The sequence below is a fragment of the Nitrospira sp. SG-bin1 genome, assembly GCA_002083365.1.
GTDB lineage: Bacteria > Nitrospirota > Nitrospiria > Nitrospirales > Nitrospiraceae > Nitrospira_D.
In genome coordinates this window covers 21,818-41,178 of sequence record LVWS01000045.1, presented here as the reverse complement: position 1 = coordinate 41,178, position 19,361 = coordinate 21,818, and the positions used below count along the sequence as shown (strand labels likewise).

Sequence of the window (19,361 nt, the reverse complement as noted above, 5' to 3'; positions counted from 1 at the left end):
AGGAGACGATGGCCATGAATAAGCACCAATCACTTCCGCACAGCTCCACCGTCGCGTCCTCGTGCCCCCTTGTCCATCCCGGAAGACATGCCGCGGTCATAAAAATCGGTGTCACCCTTGCGGCATGGTGTTTCTCGTTGCTGATCTCTTCTTCGGCGCCGGCTCATCAGGCGGACACCGAGCCCGCTTTTCCCCATGGGTCCCTGCTGCACGAAGGGTACGACGCCTTCACACGCGGCGCCTTCGAGCAGGCGGCCGAGATCTGGCAACAAGCGGTCCGGTCCTATCACGAGACCGGGCGCGTTGTGGAAGAAAGCGATGCCCGTATGGCGCTCGCGCGAGCCTATTTGTCGCTGGGTTTCCATAACCGTGCCGCCCAGACTCTTGATGTGGCCGTCGTGCTTACGCAGGGGCGTGACCATTCCCGCCAGGCGACGGCGATGGAACTGCTTGGTCAGGCCTATCTGGCCGGAGGACGTTCCGATGCCGCGTTGGAAACGCTTCAGCATGCCAAACAGCTGGCGAGTGATGCGGACGATCAGATTCGTGTCGCCTCGATCGTCCATTCGATCGGTACCGTCCAGAGCGCGCTCCAGCAGGACCAAGAGGCGCTGGCTTCTTACTCGGAAGCGCGGCTCCTCGCGATCTCGGCGCATGCCGAGACACTGGCGGCGACGGCGACGATCAACGGCGGCAAAACGGCGGCCCGGATGGGGGAGTGGGCATCGGCGCGGAAACTGTTCGATGAGGCGCTGACACTGGCGCATCGCCTGCCTGATTCGCACGACAAAGTCTACAATCTGATTGCCATCGGCCTGGGCTTCGAAAGCCTCCACGCCACATCCCCGGATACAGGCGGCTCGCATCTGCAATCCGCCGCGACCCTCGAAAAAGCCGGCGAGGTCGCCAAGGCTCTCGGTGACGGGCGCGCCGCCTCGTATGCCTTCGGGCATCGGGGCCATCTGTATGAGCTGGACCGGCGCCATGATGAAGCACTGCTGCTGACGCGACTTGCCATCGGCTATGCCCAGCAGGTGCATGCTCCGGAATCCCTGTACCAGTGGGAATGGCAATTGGGTCGTGTCCTGAAGGCTCAGGACCGGATCGATCAAGCGATCGTGTCCTATCAACGCGCCGCCGACCTCGTGCAAACATTGCGTCCGGAGATGGCAACCGGCACTGCGCCGGCGGCCGCGTCATTCAGGGACGCCGGCGGTCGGCTGTATTTCGAGCTGGCGGACCTGCTGCTCCGACGCTCAAGTTCGGCCGCGACAGGGGCGGAAGCCCAGCCCTATCTGATCAAGGCGCGCGAGGCCATCGAGTTGTTCAAAACGGCCGAGCTGCGCGACTACTTTGCCGACGAGTGCGTCGATGCATTCCAAACCCGCCAGACGAGGCTGGAGGATGTCTCGCGCCAGGCGGCGATCGTCTATCCCATCATCTTGCCGGATCGAACGGAGCTGCTGGTCAGCCTGCCGGACGGGATGCACCGTGTCACCGTGGCCGTCGCCCAAGAGGAACTCAAGCAGGAAGCCCTGGCCTTCCGGAGATTGCTGCAAAAGGAAACGACCCGCGAATATCTTCGCAAAGGCCAGCGTCTCTACGATCTCTTACTGCGTCCCCTCGAACCGGAGTTCGCGAAGTTCGACATCGACACGCTGGTGATCGTGCCGGACGGTCCGCTCCGCATGATTCCATTCTCGGCCCTGCACGATGGCAAGCAGTTCCTCGTCACCAAATATGCGCTGGCGACGACTCCCGGACTGAATCTTACCGATCCCAAGCCGCTCGGTCGCGAACGGATCCAACTACTCTCCGCCGGACTTACGGAAGGCGTTCAAGGGTTCCCGCCGCTCCCGAACGCGGCGGGAGAGTTGGAAGCGATCGGCGGGCTTTACAAAACGCATCGACTCTTGAACCAAGACTTTCGTGTCCCTCAGCTCGAACGAGAGATGAAGGAGAATCCGTTCACGATCGTGCATATTGCGTCCCACGGAAAATTCGAGCGCGACGCGAAGAAGAGCTTTTTGCTGACGTTCGACGAAAAACTCACGATGGACCGACTGAGCCAGGTCGTGGGATTTTTTAGGTTTCGAGACCAACCGCTCGAGCTGCTCAGTCTGAGCGCCTGCCAGACCGCTGCCGGCGACGACCGAGCGGCGCTCGGTTTGGCGGGAATCGCGATCAAAGCGGGCGCCCGGAGCGCACTCGCCACGCTCTGGTTCGTGAGCGACGAAGCCTCATCGACGTTAGTCGTCGAGTTTTACCGCCAATTGAAGAATCCCGCCCTGTCCAAGGCGCAGGCCCTTCGCCAAGCCCAGCTGAAATTGATGGAGAATCCAGATTTCCAACATCCGATTTATTGGGCCCCGTTTCTTCTGCTGAACAACTGGCTGTAAATGGGATACAGTACGGGCGCCTAATTACTTTTGATGAACAGGCTTGCCGGATTCGTACTCGTGTATCGCCTCCATGCGTAGCGTCCTGAAATCCCTGTATCTATCGCCGGCCATGAGCCTGGTGACCGGCCTTCTTTGCGGACTGGTCGTCCTCGGAATGCGGAGTACCGGCCTACTTCAACAGTTTGAACTGAATATCTATGATTCGCTGCTCCGTTCGCGACCGGCAACAACGGTCGGCGATTCGCACATCACGTACATTACGATCTCCGAGGAGGACATTCGTCGACAGGGACGGTGGCCGATCACGGATGAGACCCTTGCGCAGGCCCTCCGGCTCCTTGTCGAATACCAGCCGCGGGCCATCGGCGTGGACCTGTATCGCGACATCGAAGTTCCGCCGGGACATGACCAACTTACCGCGCTGCTTCCCAAACATTCCCACGTCATCATGATTTCGCAGCTGGGCGGCGGTACCGTTTCCCGCATCCCTCCCCCGCCGGTGCTACAAGGCAGCACGCAAGTCGGATTCAACGACATCCTCGTCGATCCGGACGGAATCATCCGCCGAGCCTTGCTCTTTCAAGACGACGGCGATGATGTCGCGTATGCCTTTCCTCTGAGGCTTGCCATGCTGTATCTGGCACAGGACGGCATTGTCCCTGAACCGGACCCGGCGGTGCCGGAATGGATTCGCTTGGGGCGAACGACGCTACAGCCGTTCACGTCTTCAGACGGGGGCTACGTGAATGCAGACGATGCCGGCTACCAGATCCTATTGGATTTTGGTGCGGCACGCCAGACGCTCGACACGTTTTCGCTGACCGACCTGCTTGTCGGCCGGATTGGCGCCCGTCATCTCACCGACCGCATCGTTATGATCGGCGTGACGGCCGAAAGCGTGCCGGATGTGTTCCATATCCCGGTCCCCTATGGCGTACATGGCGCCGACCAATTCGCGGGAGTCTTCATGCACGGCATCATCACCGAGCAGTTACTCGCCGCTGCGCTCGACGGCCGTCGGCCCATCCAAGCGATGACCGAATCCGCCGAGATCGCCTGGATCCTGGCATGGGGGCTACTCGGTGGAGCATTCGGAATCTTGGTACGATCCATGTGGCGATATTCCCTTATTGCCGTCGGCGGGCTTGTCACGATCACCCTGTCGGTCTACACAGTCTTCGCCTTCGGGTGGTGGGCACCGGGAATTCCTGCGGGTGTCAGCTGGCTTCTGTCGATCGTCATGGTCGTGGCCTCCACTCTGGCCAGGGAACGGAAGGACCGCACCATATTGATGCAACTGTTTTCACGACACGTCTCCCGTGAGGTCGCCGATAAGATATGGCAGGAAAGAGACCAATTGTTCGAAGGCGGACGCCCGCGGCCGCAGGAACTCGTCGCCACTGTGCTGTTCATGGACTTCAAAGGGTATACGGCCGCTTCGGAAACGATGTCCCCCCCCGCCTTGATGAACTGGATCAATTCCTACTTGGATACCATGACAAAGGTCATCATGGGCCATGGAGGAGTGATCGACGACTATGGAGGCGATTCAATTAAGGCGGACTTCGGCGTCCCGCTGAAGCGAGAATCCGATGAAGATGTGTCCAGGGATGCGATCAACGCCGTCATGTGCGCGCTGGCGATGGAGGGCGAGATGCTCAGGCTGAACGAGAAACATGCGCGGACCGGCCTTCCGACGGTGGGCATGCGAATCGGAATCCATACAGGGCCGGTGCTGGCGGGATGTGTAGGGAGCATCCAGCGTATGAAGTACACCACCATCGGTGACACGGTCAATGCCGCAGCGCACCTGGAAAACTTCGGTAGAGAGGCTGTGGCAGAGCCAGAGGGCCGTCGGCCCTGTCGGATTTTGATCAGCGAGACTACGGCTCAACTGCTCGATGACCGCTTTCTATTGGACAGCATCGGAGAAGTACGTCTCAAAGGAAAAAGCCACCCTTTGTTGGCATACCGTGTTGTCCGACCGGCAGATGAAAGTAACCTCAAGACCGGCGTTCACGGCGGGTAGCGCGCACACGTGCTCATTTTTCACATGACGCGCTCAGGCTTACGGTGTGCGCATGTGTTGTATACTGGTAGCCACCTCCCCAAGTCCCCCTTGTTCCAGCAACACTGCACGCTGTTGACGCAGTTCCGCATCGGCCGGGCTTGATTGCATCAGATCGGAAATGGCCATGAGCGCATCGTACCACACACCTGCTTCAGCATAACGCCTCGGCGCATCCGCCTTGTCAGCGTCATTGGGCAGAGGCCGTTCCAGTTTGTCACGATTGACTCGTTCGATCGCTCCCTTCGCGACAACATTGGCGGACGGCTCCTCGGGATCCATCACCAATGCCACCGACCATTGATACCGCTCTCCTGGTGATAATTTCACCTTGTAGTCGGCAAGCCTGATCTGCTGAACACCGGCTCTGGCCGGGATTGGAAGTTTTGTTTCTATGATAGGAGCCTCGGCGTTCTCGGCGATCAGCGTGAACTCATAGGACAGGTTGTGGTTCGTCGGGGTGAACCAAAATAATACCGGCTGCTCATGAAGCGTGAATCCCACGTGGTCCGGAGCCAACAGGCTTATCATCGGGAGGCTCTTGTTCGTACCGCGCGTCCCCCCTCCTCTTCTGAGTCCAGGCGCCGGAGCCCCCTTTCTTGGAGGAACATAGACCAGCGGTCTTATCACCGACTCGGGCTTGGGTTGGGAGGCAACAGGTTGAGCCGCTTTTTCTTGCGCCTCCGTCAGGGAAACCCATGGTGGCGGTAATGCGAGACCTGCGACGATACTGATGATCGTGAAGAGTCTCATATGATCGCTCCTTTGTTTGGCTCCTTAAATTCAGGAGATATTTTGCGCCCGTCAGACCGAATACGGTCGCTGAACGCAGGTATTTTTTTGAGTCGACGCTGATCCGTACATGAACGATTCAATGGACATCTACGCAAAACCCCATTTCTCACCTTAAGAAGCGCTACTAGAACATAAGGTTTAGACGGTCAATATACGCTTATATTCTGAGAGAATCCACCAAGCCCAGTGGGATAAGGAGAAGCTGTGAATCTCACTTCAAATCGATCGATAGCCACGCCCATAAGTCTGGTCAGGATTGCTTGGCCAACGGGGTGGGGCTTCCCTCGTCTGCCTATCCTCTGAAACCCGACGGGCAAAACTCATTCCTGTGTCGTCCCTACTGATGGACGTAAGGCTTTGCAAGGGTCGCTTCAGTTATCAATCCCTTAGCGTGACTGGTTCAAAAATTGACGCGGTGGTTTAAAGCATCAGGAACGGAGGTGAATCCGAAGAGATACGACAATATGCATCTAATTCGATTCACCTGGTTGGCAAGCACTACCGTCGAGATGTGCCAAAGAAAACCGTCGGATGAATCAATCTCCTATTGCGAGCGGCGAGGCCGTCAATGATAATGGTCCGACGAGGAGCACGAGGATGAAACCTCGATCGTTTGTAGGACGATTGGAATTCTGGCTGATATCCCTTGGGATGTCGGTATTTGCTTACCTGCTCGAACGTATGATCCTCCGTTCGGTCAAGAGCGGTGGAGCAAAACCATGATCGTGGAGGATGGTTCGGAGAACGGCTCGAGGTTAGCGCCCACGCATCAGATCGAGAACCAATCCAACGATCAGCAGCCCGGCGACGATCCCGAACGACACTGGGACCCAATCCGCAGCCGTTGCTGAGGTGACCGTGAGTCCGCTGGCGAGAATACTGGCGGCAGCGGTCAGCCCCACGGCGAGACGCCGACCGGCACGGCGAACGGTATCCTCCAGTGAATTCGCCTTAAAGTTGACGACCAGCTTCTGGCCGGGGCGGGCGCCGATGAGGTGTTCAATCGCTTCGATGACCCGCTCGGCGCGTACTTTCAACTTCTGCGACTGATACACCAGCGCCTTGAGATCCAGGGCGGCGCCCATACGTTTCATCATCAATCGCATCAAGAATTTTCCCGCCACACCGTACGGATCGAGCTGAGGATTAAGCTGCGCGGTCGCGAGTTGGACCTGCGCGAGCGCCTTGGCTGCAAGGGTCAATGACGCCGGCAGTGGAACTCCATGTCGAACCCCGATCGCACTCATTTCCTGGAGCAGCGGTCCGATTTGCATGTCGGCCAGAACCGCTTTACGGTATTTTGAGATCATTTCGCCGATGTCATTCTGAAACTGAGGCACGTCCAGATCGCTACGATCAAGAGAGCCGGCCATCATCAGGATGATGTCGCTCAGGAACACCGTATCTTCTTTCCACAACGCCATCAGCAGCAACAAGAGATGCTCGCGCACATTGGCATCCACCGCCCCGACCATTCCGAAATCCAAGAGGTAGATCCGGTCCTTCCACCACATGAGATTGCCGGGGTGAGGATCGGCATGGAAGAAACCCTCGACGATGATTTGCTTGTAGAAACTTTCCAAGAGTTGACGCGCGGCCTCGACGCGTTCTGGCCCGTCCGGTGCCTGTGCGATCGGACTACCCTGAATCTCTTCCATCACCAATAATCGTCCGGTCGACAGATCCCGATGCACGGAAGGGACCGCTAATCGATCGTAGTCCGCGAGCACCATCTGCATCCGGCCGATGTTCTCGATTTCCTGACGGAAGTCGAGTTCACGCTGAAGCGACGTGGAGAGGTGTTTGAACACGGCCTCCATATCCACCACTTGATTCAGCGCGGGACGCTTGCCGACTTTCTGTGCGAAAACCTTCAGGAGAGCCAGATCCTGTTCAATTTCGGCTCGTGCCGTAGGCCGCTGAACCTTGACGACCACCCGATCACCGGTCTCGAGTGTCGCCCGATGCACTTGAGCGATGGTTCCCGCCGCGAGCGGCTTGGGATCGATCGATTCGAACACATCTTCCCACGGCACCCGTAATTCTTGCTCAGCCACGCGCACGACTTCACTCTCGGGCATCGGGGGGACGTGACTCTGCAACATCGCAAGTTCTTCGATGTATTCCGCAGGAAGAAGATCCGGACGCGTCGACAACACCTGCCCCAATTTCGAAAAGGTAGGACCCAGTTCTTCCAGTGCGGCTCGGAGACGCTTGGCTTGCTGACGACGTGTCGCGAGATCCGATTGATCGGGTTGGCTCAAGAATTCTTGTATGCCGTGCTTCGCCATCACGGTGGCGATTTTGACTGCTCGGGCCCCCATGTGAGGTTCAGAAACGGGAGGGTCGGTGTGGGAGGAACTAAGTGGGGCGGCGTCCGCAAGTGGCGCATCGGCTAACAGCTGAGTATTCACGATGATCACGGTGCAACGGGAATTATGACTGATGCGGTTCGGAACGTTCCCGAGCAAAAACTCCTTTCTCCCCGCCATGCCCGAATTCCCCACCACTAAGACATCGATGGCTTCTTGCTCGGCGGCGCGAACGATGGCCAACGCCGGGTCCTCATCCATGACGACGGACGCATGTCCGCGCTCCCCGACAAGCTGACTGACATAATCCGTCAGTTCATGCTTTGCAGCCGCCGCTCGCGTGTGTTCCGCTGTACCGAATTCCGTGGTAGATGGGTGCTGCGGCAAGATGACCTGCACCACGAACAAGTCCGCACCATAGCGGTCAGCGAATCGAGCAGCCCAGAGCACAGCCTGCTCGGCCGTTTTGGAGCGGTCGGTGCCCACCATGACACGTCGTATGGCGTTGTTCAGAGACTGATCGTTCACAATCTATCTAGACCTTTATAAAGCTCACCGGCGAGGATTGGGCGTGAAGTATGACGAGAACCTCTCTCAAAATCAATTCACGAGTTTCGGAGCGAGCGCATGTGCAGAACCGACAATCGCCCTCCCTGCGGATCTGATTTCTTTTCTTCCATCATTAGCGCTATCATAGCGCCGAGCCGGTCATGCTCATTCAAACACTTCCTGCTTATCTTTCAAGCGACAGTGATTCCCTAGATTGGGACCACACGCGGGTTCTTTTAAACGGCGTGAATAAAGGTCTCTGCGGGTAGAGTACCCATTGATGGCCACCGCCGTGACAACGACGTCACGATAGTCTCTCGAACGACTCGCAATGGCCATCACTAGGAAGGTCCCGATCCATGCACTTTGACATCGCCACAGCCATCGGTTTCCTCGGCGGTGCGTTTTATCTCGCCAGTCACTATCAGAAAGACATGGTGTCTTTGCGGGTACTGGCCTTGGCCAGCAATGTCTTGTTCCTTATCTTCGGTCTGCTGCACGCGCGTTTCGACATCATGGAGTTGATCTGGATGCCGGAAAACATTTTGAACATGATCCTGTTACCGGTGAATGCCAAACGGCTGAGTGAAATCCTTCGGCTGACGAAGCAAATCGAACTGGCCACCGTGGAATCACCCATTTCGGAATGGCTGTTGCCGCATATGCATCTCAAGAAACACAAAGCCGGGGACGTGCTGTTCAGGAAAGGGGACAAGGCCCGCGAAATTGTCTACGTGGCCGCGGGACGACTCAGGCTGCAGGAAGTCAACCACTACATCGAGCCCGGCGAGTTGATCGGGGAGATCGGACTCTTCTCAGGTGAGAAGGTACGCACCATGACCGTGGTCTGTGATACCGACTGCGAGCTCTACAAGATGACCGATGAGATGATGTACCACCTGTACTATCAGAATCCTAAGCTCGGCTTCTTTTTTATGAGACTGATCGTCGAGCGACTGCTGCGCGACGTGAGGCGAGGTGCGATTGAATCCGAAATGTAGTCGGCCAACCCCTTCAACGCCGCACATAGCGGGCTACTTCCCTAGGGACCTTCGAAGGATGAAAAGCCCACCGAGCTCTCATGTTCGACAACGGTTTTCCTTCCGGATTTCCTACGGATGACCCAGACCATTGCCGATTAGCTGATTCAACACCTTGATTTCCACTGTCATAGTCACCCATCGGAAAGCGAACGATTCCGGGTTGAGTCGAGCGTAGAGACTCGATCAGTCTGACGTGAGGTGGGACTGAGCTGCCGCTTCTCCGAAGCGGTTCAGGGAGGCTGAATTTCTTGGAGCTCAAACTGTTTCGGTAGGAGAACGGGCAAGATCACACCGATGGGATCGCCCCGCTTGATCGTCGTGGGTTTGTGCAACTGTAAAAGAAAATTGGCCGTGAAGGCTTCGTAATCGGGCAACCACGCGTAGTGATTCGGCGTGCGCTTGTACTCCTGCGTCTTGATGCCTTCCCAAACGCTGAACGTACGGTCCGGATGATGATAGAAGTGGTTGGGCAGATCCTTCATCATCAACCCGATCTGCTTGGGATAGTACAATCGGACTCCACAACAGAGCTTGGGATAGCCGCTGTTCAGGATCAAGTCGACATACATGCCGGAGAAGGTCTTGTACCCGAGCAGCCGCTCTTCCGGCGCGATCGGCGGCGATTGCCACTGAACCCCTGACGCGGTGCGGCGCAACTTCACATCCGCCGGACAGCGGATCAACCAGCCGTAGTTCCCCACGGTTCGAACCGGTCCACAGTCGTCCGGCAACACCTTGTACCCATTGGCGGCCAGCGCCCTTTGTTCGTCCAACGTCATGTTGCCCAACATCGGCCGGTGCGGATGAAAATCCAACTTCAGCCGTTCCGGCGGAAAGGCGGTGGAGTATTCCCGCTCCCAATAAATGACAACTTTCTCGGTCTCCCCGTCCGATGCCGGAGATTCTACGATTTCCTCTTCCATAGGCGGTGACAGTAATCGAAGGAGATAGGCGGACACAAGAGGCTGGAGGCACGGAGATGCAGCCTGACACTTCGAATGAACTTAGGACGCCCACTTGAGCGCCACCTCCGGCTCACATTCTTCTTGCAGAGCTCACGAAGAAAACATGAGGGATAAAAGTGATTGGAGTATCTTCTTCCGGCAGGTCTCACCGCGACACAACCTTGAAGGTATCACCGGCCATGATGAGCCCCTCGGTGCCGTCGGCAAGCTTGACCTTGAAACCGTCATGATCCTCACCGTGATAGACGCCTGCGGCTTTTGCCGTCTCGCCTGCCTTTAGGGTTGCAATGACATTCCCCGGCTGAACGTTCGTACTTGGGTCTTGAGAAGAAGATGCGTGAGTGATGGCATGCACCTCCGTGGGTTGTTCAATCACGAGGATCGTCTCGCGGTCTCCACAACCCACAGAAAGTACCGTACTCAGAATCAGGAAAATCGGGCCAGCGAGGCTATGATGAATTTGTCTTCTGGCCGTGAGCATCCACATCTTGTCTGTCATACGCTCCTCAATAAATGATCCCTCCGACGACCCAATGCCGATCATCAGGGACATCAATCAACAATCGCGTGAGATTCATGCGGGCGAGCTGAGAACCAAGTTCATCTTCTGTAAAGGCCGCGAGCAGCGAATTGTAAAAGTCTCGACGCAAAATGTCCGGCTCATTGGCTGCATACTGATCGACGATGGCCTGTGCCGCTTCCGGCGAGTCGGGCCGGAGCAGATCCATCACCAGCACGGGCGCGCCGGGCTTCACCAACTGTCTGATCTTCTGCCAAAACTGCAGGGGATTCGGCAGATGATGGATGAGACTGTTGGAAATCACCGCATCGACGATTCTCGCGCCGGCCACCTCTTCGTACCGTTCACATCGCAACGTGATGCGGTCACCCAACCCAGCTGTCTTCACAGCCTGCTCACCGAGTCGGATCATCGGGGCTGAGGCATCGACGCCGATGATATGACAAGCCGGATAGAGTTTGGCAAACCGAATGGGGATATCGGCGGGGCCACAGCCAAGATCCAGCACCAGTCCCTGTGAAAACTCCGGGAAGTATTCTTTGAAGCGATCGACGAATCCTTGATTCTCATCCGCGAAGTCGGCCTGAGCGTAGGCTTCAGCCTGTTTGGGATCATCCATCACTTCTGATTCAAGTATTCGATCCATCATCTTCGCCCTTCGTCGTTCGTGAATCGTATCTCGGGAGCAACGGTGAGACCCTTATGTCCACGCTTCACGAAATACGTTTTACGGTTCAATTATCACTTCGTCGCCCGGCCGCACCACACCGCCACGTAAGACCTTCGCATAGACACGGCTCCAGCCAGGATTGATCTTCTGCGAAATACGCGAGAAGTCCTCCTCACGAAACCAGCGCGCATTGTGACTGCAGGGTGTCGTATAGTCGGTCACTTCGAGCCGGATGTCCGGGCCAATCGTCAACCGCACACCTGGTCGTACCAGGTCCCAGTCCAAACCGGACAAGGTCAGGTTTTCACCGGATGATCCGGCGTCAATAGGATGGCCTTCGTCCTGGAGCCGTTCTATGAGTTCAAGCGAGTACAAACAGACCGCACGGTCAGGGCCTCCGTGGAACTTGAGATTCCGCTGCCGATCGCCCTCCAACCCTTGTTCGCGTACTTTGGCCTCCCACACGGGCAACTTAGGCACACCACCATCGGAGATGCTGATCTGATGGACATGGGGATACGGGGGCCTGGTGGACATGGTCATACCTCGCCGTCACAGGATTCCGGCCTGAGAAATTTCATCGCGACCCACCCTTCGTCCTCGCAGCGTTCGGAACAGACCAATCCGAGGCTAGCAAACCGGTCGATGATTTCCGTTTGTTGTTCCACCAGAATGCCGGAGATCATGATGCGTGCCGCGCGCGAGGCAGAACATGCCAAACCGTCGGCAAGCTCCAGAACGGTTTGTCGATCGAGATTGGCCAATACCACATCGGCGATCCGCCGTCTCGCCTGGGACAGCTCAGCCAGCGCACCGACGATAATGTCGATCCGGTCCTTCAACCCATTGAGTGCGACATACTCTCTCGCACAATCGACCGCGACAGGATCGATCTCGACTCCTACGGCGGATGCGGCGCCCAGTTTCACCGCGGCCATCGCGAGAATCGCGCTCCCGGTCCCGACATCCAGAATCTGTTCTTTCCCGTGGATGTCTTTCTGTAACCAGGTCAGCAACATACGTGTGGTCGCATGGTGACCGGTGCCGAACGCTTGCTTGGGATCCAATATGATCTCGATGTCACGAGGATCCAGTGTAACCGGTTCCCAACTGGGGCGAATGAGCAGGCGACCGATTCGAAGCGGCTTGACCGAACGCGCCCAGGTCTCATTCCAGTCCTGAGCAGGCACGCGTGTCACCGAAAGAGACGGCTCCCCGGTCGCTGTCGCTAAGTCTGAAAGGGCCGCACGCACCGATGCCAGCCGCTCCCCATTCCAGTGGTCTTCCGCCCAATAGATGTGCACATTGTTCCCATCGTCCCAAGCTCCCTGAACCGTCGGATCATCAAGGCGACTCAGCAGTTCTCCTGAATCGATAGGACCACGAATACACACATCCATCCAGCCATTCGGCATCGTCATTGGCCACTCGTGGTGGACGTGGTCCTCGAGTCGTGCCGGAGATGCAGCATGATTTGACGTCCCCCGCCCGTTCCCAGTAAGGTCGCCTGTATATGACCGGCTCACGCAAAACCCAAATTGAAACGATGATCCGGCGCACCGACCGCCTCATTACTCGAGGAACCAGAACCAGCGCCACCTTCACTCGATGGCGGTTGGCGATTTTTCTTATCGGCTTCGCCGGTGTCGTAACCCTCTACAAGCTTGACTGGTATCACAGCGGCAATCTGGCTCTCGGAGTCTTCCTGACGCTCTTTATCGCCGTAGCCGCGTATCATAACAGGGTGGAAACGCGGATTCACCGGCTTCGGCAATGGAAACTGATCAAGCTGGCCCATCTGGCGCGTGTCGCCATGGATTGGGCCGCCATTCCGCCAAGACCTGGCACAGCTCCGAAGGCTCATCCCTACGCGGACGACCTTGATCTCTTTGGAACTCATTCTTTGACACACCTTCTCGACACCACCGTGTCGGATCGCGGCAGAGAGCGCTTACATGGCTGGCTGCTCACTCAACCGCCGACTCCTGGCGAATGGCGGGCCCGTCAGCAGTTGGTGAAGGAACTGACCCCACGCTCCTTATTCCGGGACCGTCTGGCTCTCGAAGCCAGATTGACAGGGGACCAGGAAATCAACGGCAAGCGGCTCGCTGCCGTGCTCGAGCACCCGGTCGGCCTGCCGCGCCTCGACATCATCCTGACCATCCAAACTCTTCTCGCGCTGACCACCTTCGGTCTCGGCTCGGCTTCGCTGTTCGGCCTGCTTCCCGGCTACTGGATGTTCTCTTTTGCGGCTTACGCGTTGATCTATTTCATGACCGACCAGGGGGAGGAATTGCTGGAACATGCGGTCGGCCTGCACCATGAGACAGAACGACTTGCCGTCGTCCTCGGCTATCTCGAGCGTCACGCTCGACGACAAGGCACCGCCCTCGCCTCGACCTGTGCGGAGTTGCTGGGTGGTGCCAGCCCAACGCTGCACCTCCGTCAGGCAGCCCGAACGCTTCACGCGATCAGCATCAAGGCGCATCCCCTCGTCCATCTGGCCGTCAACGCGTTGTGCCCATGGGATCTTTGGTTCACTCGCCGGTTGTCGCATGTTCAGCAGATCATCGCGAGTCGCCTTCCTCCATGGTTGAACTGTCTGGCGGACGTCGAAGCGGCATCGGCATTGGCGACCTTCGCCTACCTCCATCCCCATTACGCATGGCCCATCCATCCCATCGCAGCCGACAACCAGGACGGCGCAGTTCCGTCCCTCCATGCCGACGGACTCGGTCATCCGTTACTGTCAGTCAAGACCCGCGTGACGAACGACGTCCATCTGAAGGGACTCGGCTCCATTTACCTGATTACCGGCTCGAACATGTCCGGCAAAAGTACATTTTTGCGGACGATCGGCATCAATCTCTGCCTGGCGCAAGCCGGCGCCCCTGTCTGCGCCCGGTCATTTGAATGGACCTGGAGCCGCCTCGTCTGCTGCATTCGCGTCGACGATTCGCTCGATGCCGGCCTCTCATTTTTCTATGCCGAGGTCAAACGCCTCAAAACGATCCTGGACGCCACGAAGGATCGCGCCTCCCCGCCGGTCCTGTTCCTGATCGATGAGATCTTTAAAGGCACCAACAACCGCGAGCGCCTCATCGGCAGCCGTGCCTACATCACCGAGCTGTCCAAAGGGAACGGGTACGGCCTCGTCAGCACCCATGATTTGGAGTTGGCGGATCTGGAATCGGCCATACCGGGCCTGATCAACGCGCACTTCCAAGAAACCGTCTCGGCCGGCGCGCTTGAATTCGACTACCGGCTCAGACCGGGCCCCTGCCCCACGACGAATGCGCTGCGCATCATGGAGCTGGAAGGTCTGCCTATTTCCCCCACTCCCAAAATCAGGCACAATACCGCTCACGGATGACCACCTCTGCCGGTCCTGAAACTCAACCTGCATCCCACCCGCTACGCGGCCTCCTGATCGCGCAATTCTGCGGCGCATTCAACGACAATGCGTGGAAATTGATGGTGGCCCTGCTGGCCATCCGTCAGGCCACCGCGGGGATGGCGCCGGGTCCTGAACTGGAGACCGTGGCCCAGACGCAAACGGCCATGGCTTTCGTAGTCTTCACACTGCCCTTGGTCCTCCTCTCACTCGTCGGGGGTACCTTGGCCGATCGCGTGAGCAAGCGGACGGTCATCATCTCGATCAAAGTCGTCGAGGTCGTCCTCATGACCGCCGGCACCGTCGCCCTCTGGCTGAACCCCGCCGGAGGCGTTCTGCCCTTGGTTGTCCTCTGCGGCATGGGAGTCCATAGCGCACTCTTCAGCCCCTCAAAATATGGCATCCTGCCCGAGCTGGTCCCACATGAACGGCTCGCCTCCGGCAACGGCCTGTTGGAAATGTGGACGTTCGCGGCAATCCTGACAGGAACTGCCGCCGGAGGCTTTCTCTTACAGGCGGTCGGAGAGCAGCCTTGGCTCGCTCCGCTCGTCTTGACCGCTCTCTCGGTCATAGGCCTCATCTCCGCCTTTGGCATTCCACCGGTATCGCCCGCCCGCATGGCCGGCGGCGTCGACGCCACGATCCAAGGTGCCTGGGCCGCGATCCAATCGGAACGGATGCTGCGCATGGCTATCCCCATGGAAATCCTGTTCTGGACGGTCGCAAGCCTGTTCGGACAAAACGTGCTCGTCTATGCAAAGGCCGTCTTGCATCTGTCCGATGGGATGTCTGGCCTTCCGCTCACCATCCTGTCGGTGGGCATCGGCATCGGTGCGATGCTGGTCGGACGGATTTCGAAAAACCGAGTGGAATACGGACTGATTCCCCTGGGCGCCATCGGCGTCTTTGTGATCTTGCTTTTGCTCGGCCTGCTGACGCCTCCGCTCTCCGGAACGTTTCTCATGATGGTCGTTCTGGGAATTTCCAGTTCGTTCATCTTTGTTCCCTTGAACGCCATTCTCCAATGGAAGTCCCCGTCCGACCGGCGCGGCGCCGTCATTTCGTTTTCCAACACCTGTGTGTTCACCGGCATTCTGTCGGGATCGCTCGCCGGTGGGTCCCTGGCCAATGTCGGCATCTCGACAACCGGTATCTTCCTGGCCGCAGCCGCCATGACCTTGGCCGGCGTCGGATGGGCACTCTGGTCCTTGCCCGACACGTTCCTTCGTTTTGTCCTGGTCCTCCTCACCAATACGATGTATCGTCTGCGCATCGTCGGCGAAGCTCATGTGCCGCAATCCGGCGGCGCGCTCCTCGTTCCCAATCACGTCTCCTTTATCGACGGCTTTCTGCTGATCGCCAGCGTCGACCGTCCCGTGCGTTTCGTCGTCGATTCGCAATATGCCGAGCAACCGATCTTCAAACCGTTCATGAACGCGCTCGGCGCCATTCCCATTACCTCTCATGGAGGCTTGCGGGTTATTCTGCGGGCACTCCGCGATGCCGGCGCCGCCGTCGATAAGGGAGAACTCGTCTGCATATTCCCTGAAGGCCAGATCACGCGTACCGGCACGCTGTTGCCCTTTCGGCGCGGTTTCGAACGGATCGTGAAGGGACGAACCGTACCCATCATTCCGGTTCACCTGGATCGGGTCTGGGGCAGCATTTTCAGCTTCAATCACGGTCGCTTCCTCTGGAAAATGCCGGAACGTCTTCCCTATCCCGTGACAGTCTCGTTCGGCGCACCTCTGCCGCCGAGCACGACGGCTCATGAACTGCGCGGAAAGATTCGCGAGCTTGGCGAAGCGGCCTGGCAACTCAGAAAACCCGGTCGCCGGCCGCTCCATCGCCAATTTATTTCCTCAATGCGTCGCGCTCCTTTCCTACTCGCCATGGCCGACCAGACCCGCCCGCGCGTCTCGTCGCTACAAGCCCTGATCGGGTCGATCGTCCTGGCGAGAACCCTGCGGCCTCATTGGCAAGGCCAAGATCGAGTGGGCGTTCTGCTTCCTCCGACCGTCGCCGCCGCCTTGGTCAATGTCGCCGCCCCACTCTGCGGCAAAACCATCGTGAACTTGAATTACACGGTCGGGAAATCCGGCTTAGAGGCCGCAGTACACCTCGCCGGTCTCCGCACGGTCGTGACCAGCCATACCTTCGTCGAAAAAGCCAAACTGGAACTGCCGAGCGGACCATCGGTGATCTGGCTTGAGGACGCGGCCAAGACCGTCGGCCTCGGCGACAAGATAATAGCCGCCCTACTGGCTTTGTTCGCTCCCTCCCGACTCATCGAACGAGCCTGCGGACAGACGACTCCTCTTACGCCCGACAGTCTGGCGACCATCATCTTCAGCAGCGGCAGCACCGGAGAACCCAAGGGAGTCATGCTTTCGCACTTCAGCATCGACATGAACAGTCAAGGCGCCACGCAGGTGCTCCATCTTTACCAGGATGAACGGGTCCTCGGCATCCTGCCGTTCTTCCACTCATTCGGCTACATGGTGTTCTGGTTCGTCATGTTCAACAACGCGACGATGATCTTTCATCCGTCGCCGCTGGATGTGGCCGCCATCGGCGAACTCATCCGAACATATCGCATCACGTTCCTCGTGACGACGCCGACATTCCTGCAACTCTACACTCGCCGCTGTACGCCTGAGCAATTCAGCTCGATACGGGTCATTCTCACCGGCGCGGAAAAACTGCCGGCACGCCTCGCCCAGGCGATTGAGGACAAGTTCGGCGTGGGACCGATCGAAGGCTATGGCGTCACGGAATGCGCCCCGGTCATTGCCGTCAATTGCCCTGATTTTCGCGCAGCCGGTTATTATCAACCGGCCTCGCGCCGGGGGACCGTCGGTCAACCCCTTCCCGGCGTGTCGGTGCAGATTGTCGATCCGGATAGCTTCGCACCGCTCCCAGCCGGCATGCCCGGAATGTTGCTCGTGAGGGGGCCGAATGTGATGAATGGTTATCTCGGACGCGAAGATCTCACCGCGCAGGTCATGCGGAACGGCTGGTACATTACCGGAGACATCGCCTCACTGGATGAAGACGGGTTCTTGACCATTACCGACCGGCTGTCGCGTTTTTCAAAGATCGGCGGCGAGATGGTTCCCCACGGCAAGGTCGAAGAGGCGCTGCAGCAAGCAGCCGGAGCCGATACCCAGGTCTTTGCGGTGACCGGTCTTCCGGACGAGAAAAAGGGAGAGCGCCTCGCAGTTCTCCATACGTTGGAGGAATCCCACATTTCCGAGATCCTGGAAAAGGTCTCGGCGAGCGGCCTGCCCAATCTCTTCATTCCGGGAAGGCACCAGTTCGTCAAGGTCGAGGCATTACCGGTCCTTGGAACCGGCAAGCTCGACTTGCGGGCTGTGAAGCGGATGGCGATGGAACGGCTCTCCTCTCACGATGAGGTGCAGGGCTAAGGCACGCTCCGTATGGCGGCTGACCATGCAGCCAATCAAATCGCTCATCGACTGCCATGTCCACCTCGCGGCCCTGCCCGACAGGGACAATGGCTGTTTCATTTCGCCGAAACTCCTTCGGAGCCCGCTCTTTCGCTTCCTCTTATGGAAACACGACCTCTCACCATCCCATCCGGGCGAGGCCAATCAGAAGTACCTCGAACATCTTCTGCTGGAGCTCCGTGCCTCACGGCATGTTTCAAAAGCCGTGCTTCTCGGCATGGATGGATTCTACGACCAGACCGGTCTGCTCAATCGCCAGCATACGGATTTTCTCGTCAGCAATGACTACGTCTTCAAGACAGTACGAGCCTATCCCGATGTCTTTTTAGCAGGCCCCTCGATCAATCCGCAGCGCGAAGATGCGATCGACGAAGTCCATCGCTGCGCTGATGCAGGCGCAGTCCTCATTAAAGTCTTGCCGAATGCCCAGCACTTCAACCCGGCTGATCCGAAGTACATTCCGTTTTATCGCGCACTCGCCCAGCGGAAATTGCCTTTTCTGAGCCATGTCGGCTACGAATTCAGCCTGGTCGGTAAGGATCAATCTCTCGGAGATCCTGACAGGCTTCGCCTGCCGCTCGACGAGGGAGTGACCGTGATCGCAGCCCATGCCTGCAGCTACGGCCTCATGTTTTATGAGAAATTCCTTCCGACATTTTTGAACCTCTGCCGGCGTTATCCGAACTTCTATGCCGACATTTCCGCCCTCACCCAGCCCCATCGCTTGAAGATGCTGTTGCACCTCAGGCATCACCCGGAGCTGCAATCTCGGCTGCTCTTCGGAACCGACTATCCGCTGTCCGTCTTCCACATGGCCGCCTGGGGCCGCGTGGGATTTGGCAGGCTGTGGACCATGATTCGCACGAAGAATCGATTCGATCGTCAGGTTGCAGTCTGCGAAGGACTGCACCTCGGTTTTCGCTCACTGGGAGATCTGCTGCACTCAGCACTCCCACCGACCACAGGCGGGGGATCGTGATCGGATACTGACGGCCGTTCGTGAGAAAATTCTCGTTCCGTGGCCTCAGGGTAGTTTGCCAGAGGGGTCTACACGTTTCTGGACTGGTTCTGATTTCGATGGGAGTGGTCCATCCGGGCAGTGCTTATTCAAGATAGTCGTCGTGTTTTGTGTATTCGTCAAGCCATCGGCAAGATTCTTCAATCTCCCTGGGC

The 19,361-nt window shown here is 58.0% G+C and carries 13 protein-coding genes; 6 read left to right on the top strand and 7 right to left on the bottom strand.

The window, feature by feature from the left end; translation table 11 throughout:
* The first annotated feature begins 8 nt into the window (after positions 1–8).
* A complete protein-coding gene (locus tag A4E19_10035; protein ID OQW30247.1) occupies positions 9–2,399 on the top strand; it encodes a hypothetical protein in 2,391 nt (796 codons plus the stop codon).
* Between the two features lie 73 nt (positions 2,400–2,472).
* The gene (locus tag A4E19_10030; protein ID OQW30246.1) at positions 2,473–4,431 is read left to right on the top strand and encodes a hypothetical protein; all 1,959 of its coding nucleotides are present in this window, start codon (positions 2,473–2,475) and stop codon (positions 4,429–4,431) included.
* 39 nt (positions 4,432–4,470) lie between these two features.
* Here A4E19_10030 and A4E19_10025 read toward each other — a convergent pair whose 3' ends face one another.
* Entirely contained in the window at positions 4,471–5,223 is a 753-nt protein-coding gene (locus A4E19_10025; GenBank protein ID OQW30245.1) for a hypothetical protein, read from the bottom strand.
* A 797-nt stretch (positions 5,224–6,020) separates the two neighbouring features.
* Positions 6,021–8,066, bottom strand: a complete 2,046-nt coding sequence (locus tag A4E19_10020) for a universal stress protein (GenBank protein ID OQW30244.1) — start codon at positions 8,064–8,066, stop codon at positions 6,021–6,023.
* A gap of 419 nt (positions 8,067–8,485) precedes the next feature.
* Here A4E19_10020 and A4E19_10015 point away from each other — a divergent pair, with 419 nt between their 5' ends.
* The gene (locus tag A4E19_10015; GenBank protein ID OQW30243.1) at positions 8,486–9,127 is read left to right on the top strand and encodes a hypothetical protein; all 642 of its coding nucleotides are present in this window, start codon (positions 8,486–8,488) and stop codon (positions 9,125–9,127) included.
* A gap of 272 nt (positions 9,128–9,399) precedes the next feature.
* Here the strand turns inward: A4E19_10015 and A4E19_10010 are convergent, their stop codons facing one another.
* The 5 genes from A4E19_10010 to A4E19_09990 form a co-directional block, all read right to left on the bottom strand.
* Positions 9,400–10,092, bottom strand: coding sequence for a hypothetical protein (locus tag A4E19_10010; GenBank protein ID OQW30242.1), 693 nt, complete (start codon positions 10,090–10,092; stop codon positions 9,400–9,402).
* A gap of 187 nt (positions 10,093–10,279) precedes the next feature.
* On the bottom strand, positions 10,280–10,633 hold the full coding sequence (locus tag A4E19_10005) for a hypothetical protein (GenBank protein OQW30241.1): 354 nt from the start codon (positions 10,631–10,633) through the stop codon (positions 10,280–10,282).
* Between the two features lie 7 nt (positions 10,634–10,640).
* A complete protein-coding gene (locus A4E19_10000; protein OQW30346.1) occupies positions 10,641–11,300 on the bottom strand; it encodes a hypothetical protein in 660 nt (219 codons plus the stop codon).
* An 81-nt stretch (positions 11,301–11,381) separates the two neighbouring features.
* Positions 11,382–11,861 (bottom strand): sulfurase, encoded by a 480-nt coding sequence (locus A4E19_09995; protein OQW30345.1) that lies wholly within the window; start codon positions 11,859–11,861, stop codon positions 11,382–11,384.
* 2 nt (positions 11,862–11,863) lie between these two features.
* Entirely contained in the window at positions 11,864–12,745 is an 882-nt protein-coding gene (locus A4E19_09990) for a hypothetical protein (protein ID OQW30240.1), read from the bottom strand.
* A 92-nt stretch (positions 12,746–12,837) separates the two neighbouring features.
* On the opposite strand from A4E19_09990, the gene A4E19_09985 reads away from it, so the two are divergent.
* Genes A4E19_09985 through A4E19_09975 form a run of 3 tightly spaced genes read left to right on the top strand, consistent with a single transcriptional unit; the run spans position 12,838 to position 19,167 of the window.
* On the top strand, positions 12,838–14,697 hold the full coding sequence (locus A4E19_09985; protein OQW30239.1) for a hypothetical protein: 1,860 nt from the start codon (positions 12,838–12,840) through the stop codon (positions 14,695–14,697).
* Complete coding sequence (locus A4E19_09980) at positions 14,694–18,146, top strand: permease (GenBank protein OQW30238.1); 3,453 nt, start codon at positions 14,694–14,696, stop codon at positions 18,144–18,146. Before A4E19_09985 ends, A4E19_09980 begins: the two co-directional genes overlap by 4 nt.
* A 25-nt stretch (positions 18,147–18,171) precedes the next feature.
* Positions 18,172–19,167, top strand: coding sequence for a hypothetical protein (locus A4E19_09975; protein OQW30237.1), 996 nt, complete (start codon positions 18,172–18,174; stop codon positions 19,165–19,167).
* Positions 19,168–19,361: the final 194 nt, after the last annotated feature.

Coding starts and splice junctions, on each gene's coding strand:
- A4E19_10025 (OQW30245.1), bottom strand. CDS start 5,223: ATGAGACTCTTCACGATCATCAGTATCGTCGCAGGTCTCGCATTACCG.
- A4E19_10020 (OQW30244.1), bottom strand. CDS start 8,066: ATGGTGGGCACCGACCGCTCCAAAACGGCCGAGCAGGCTGTGCTCTGG.
- A4E19_09985 (OQW30239.1), top strand. CDS start 12,838: ATGACCGGCTCACGCAAAACCCAAATTGAAACGATGATCCGGCGCACC.
- A4E19_10015 (OQW30243.1), top strand. CDS start 8,486: ATGCACTTTGACATCGCCACAGCCATCGGTTTCCTCGGCGGTGCGTTT.
- A4E19_10010 (OQW30242.1), bottom strand. CDS start 10,092: ATGGAAGAGGAAATCGTAGAATCTCCGGCATCGGACGGGGAGACCGAG.
- A4E19_09990 (OQW30240.1), bottom strand. CDS start 12,745: ATGACGATGCCGAATGGCTGGATGGATGTGTGTATTCGTGGTCCTATC.
- A4E19_10000 (OQW30346.1), bottom strand. CDS start 11,300: ATGGATCGAATACTTGAATCAGAAGTGATGGATGATCCCAAACAGGCT.
- A4E19_10005 (OQW30241.1), bottom strand. CDS start 10,633: ATGACAGACAAGATGTGGATGCTCACGGCCAGAAGACAAATTCATCAT.
- A4E19_09995 (OQW30345.1), bottom strand. CDS start 11,861: ATGTCCACCAGGCCCCCGTATCCCCATGTCCATCAGATCAGCATCTCC.
- A4E19_09975 (OQW30237.1), top strand. CDS start 18,172: ATGCAGCCAATCAAATCGCTCATCGACTGCCATGTCCACCTCGCGGCC.
- A4E19_09980 (OQW30238.1), top strand. CDS start 14,694: ATGACCACCTCTGCCGGTCCTGAAACTCAACCTGCATCCCACCCGCTA.
- A4E19_10035 (OQW30247.1), top strand. CDS start 9: ATGGCCATGAATAAGCACCAATCACTTCCGCACAGCTCCACCGTCGCG.
- A4E19_10030 (OQW30246.1), top strand. CDS start 2,473: ATGCGTAGCGTCCTGAAATCCCTGTATCTATCGCCGGCCATGAGCCTG.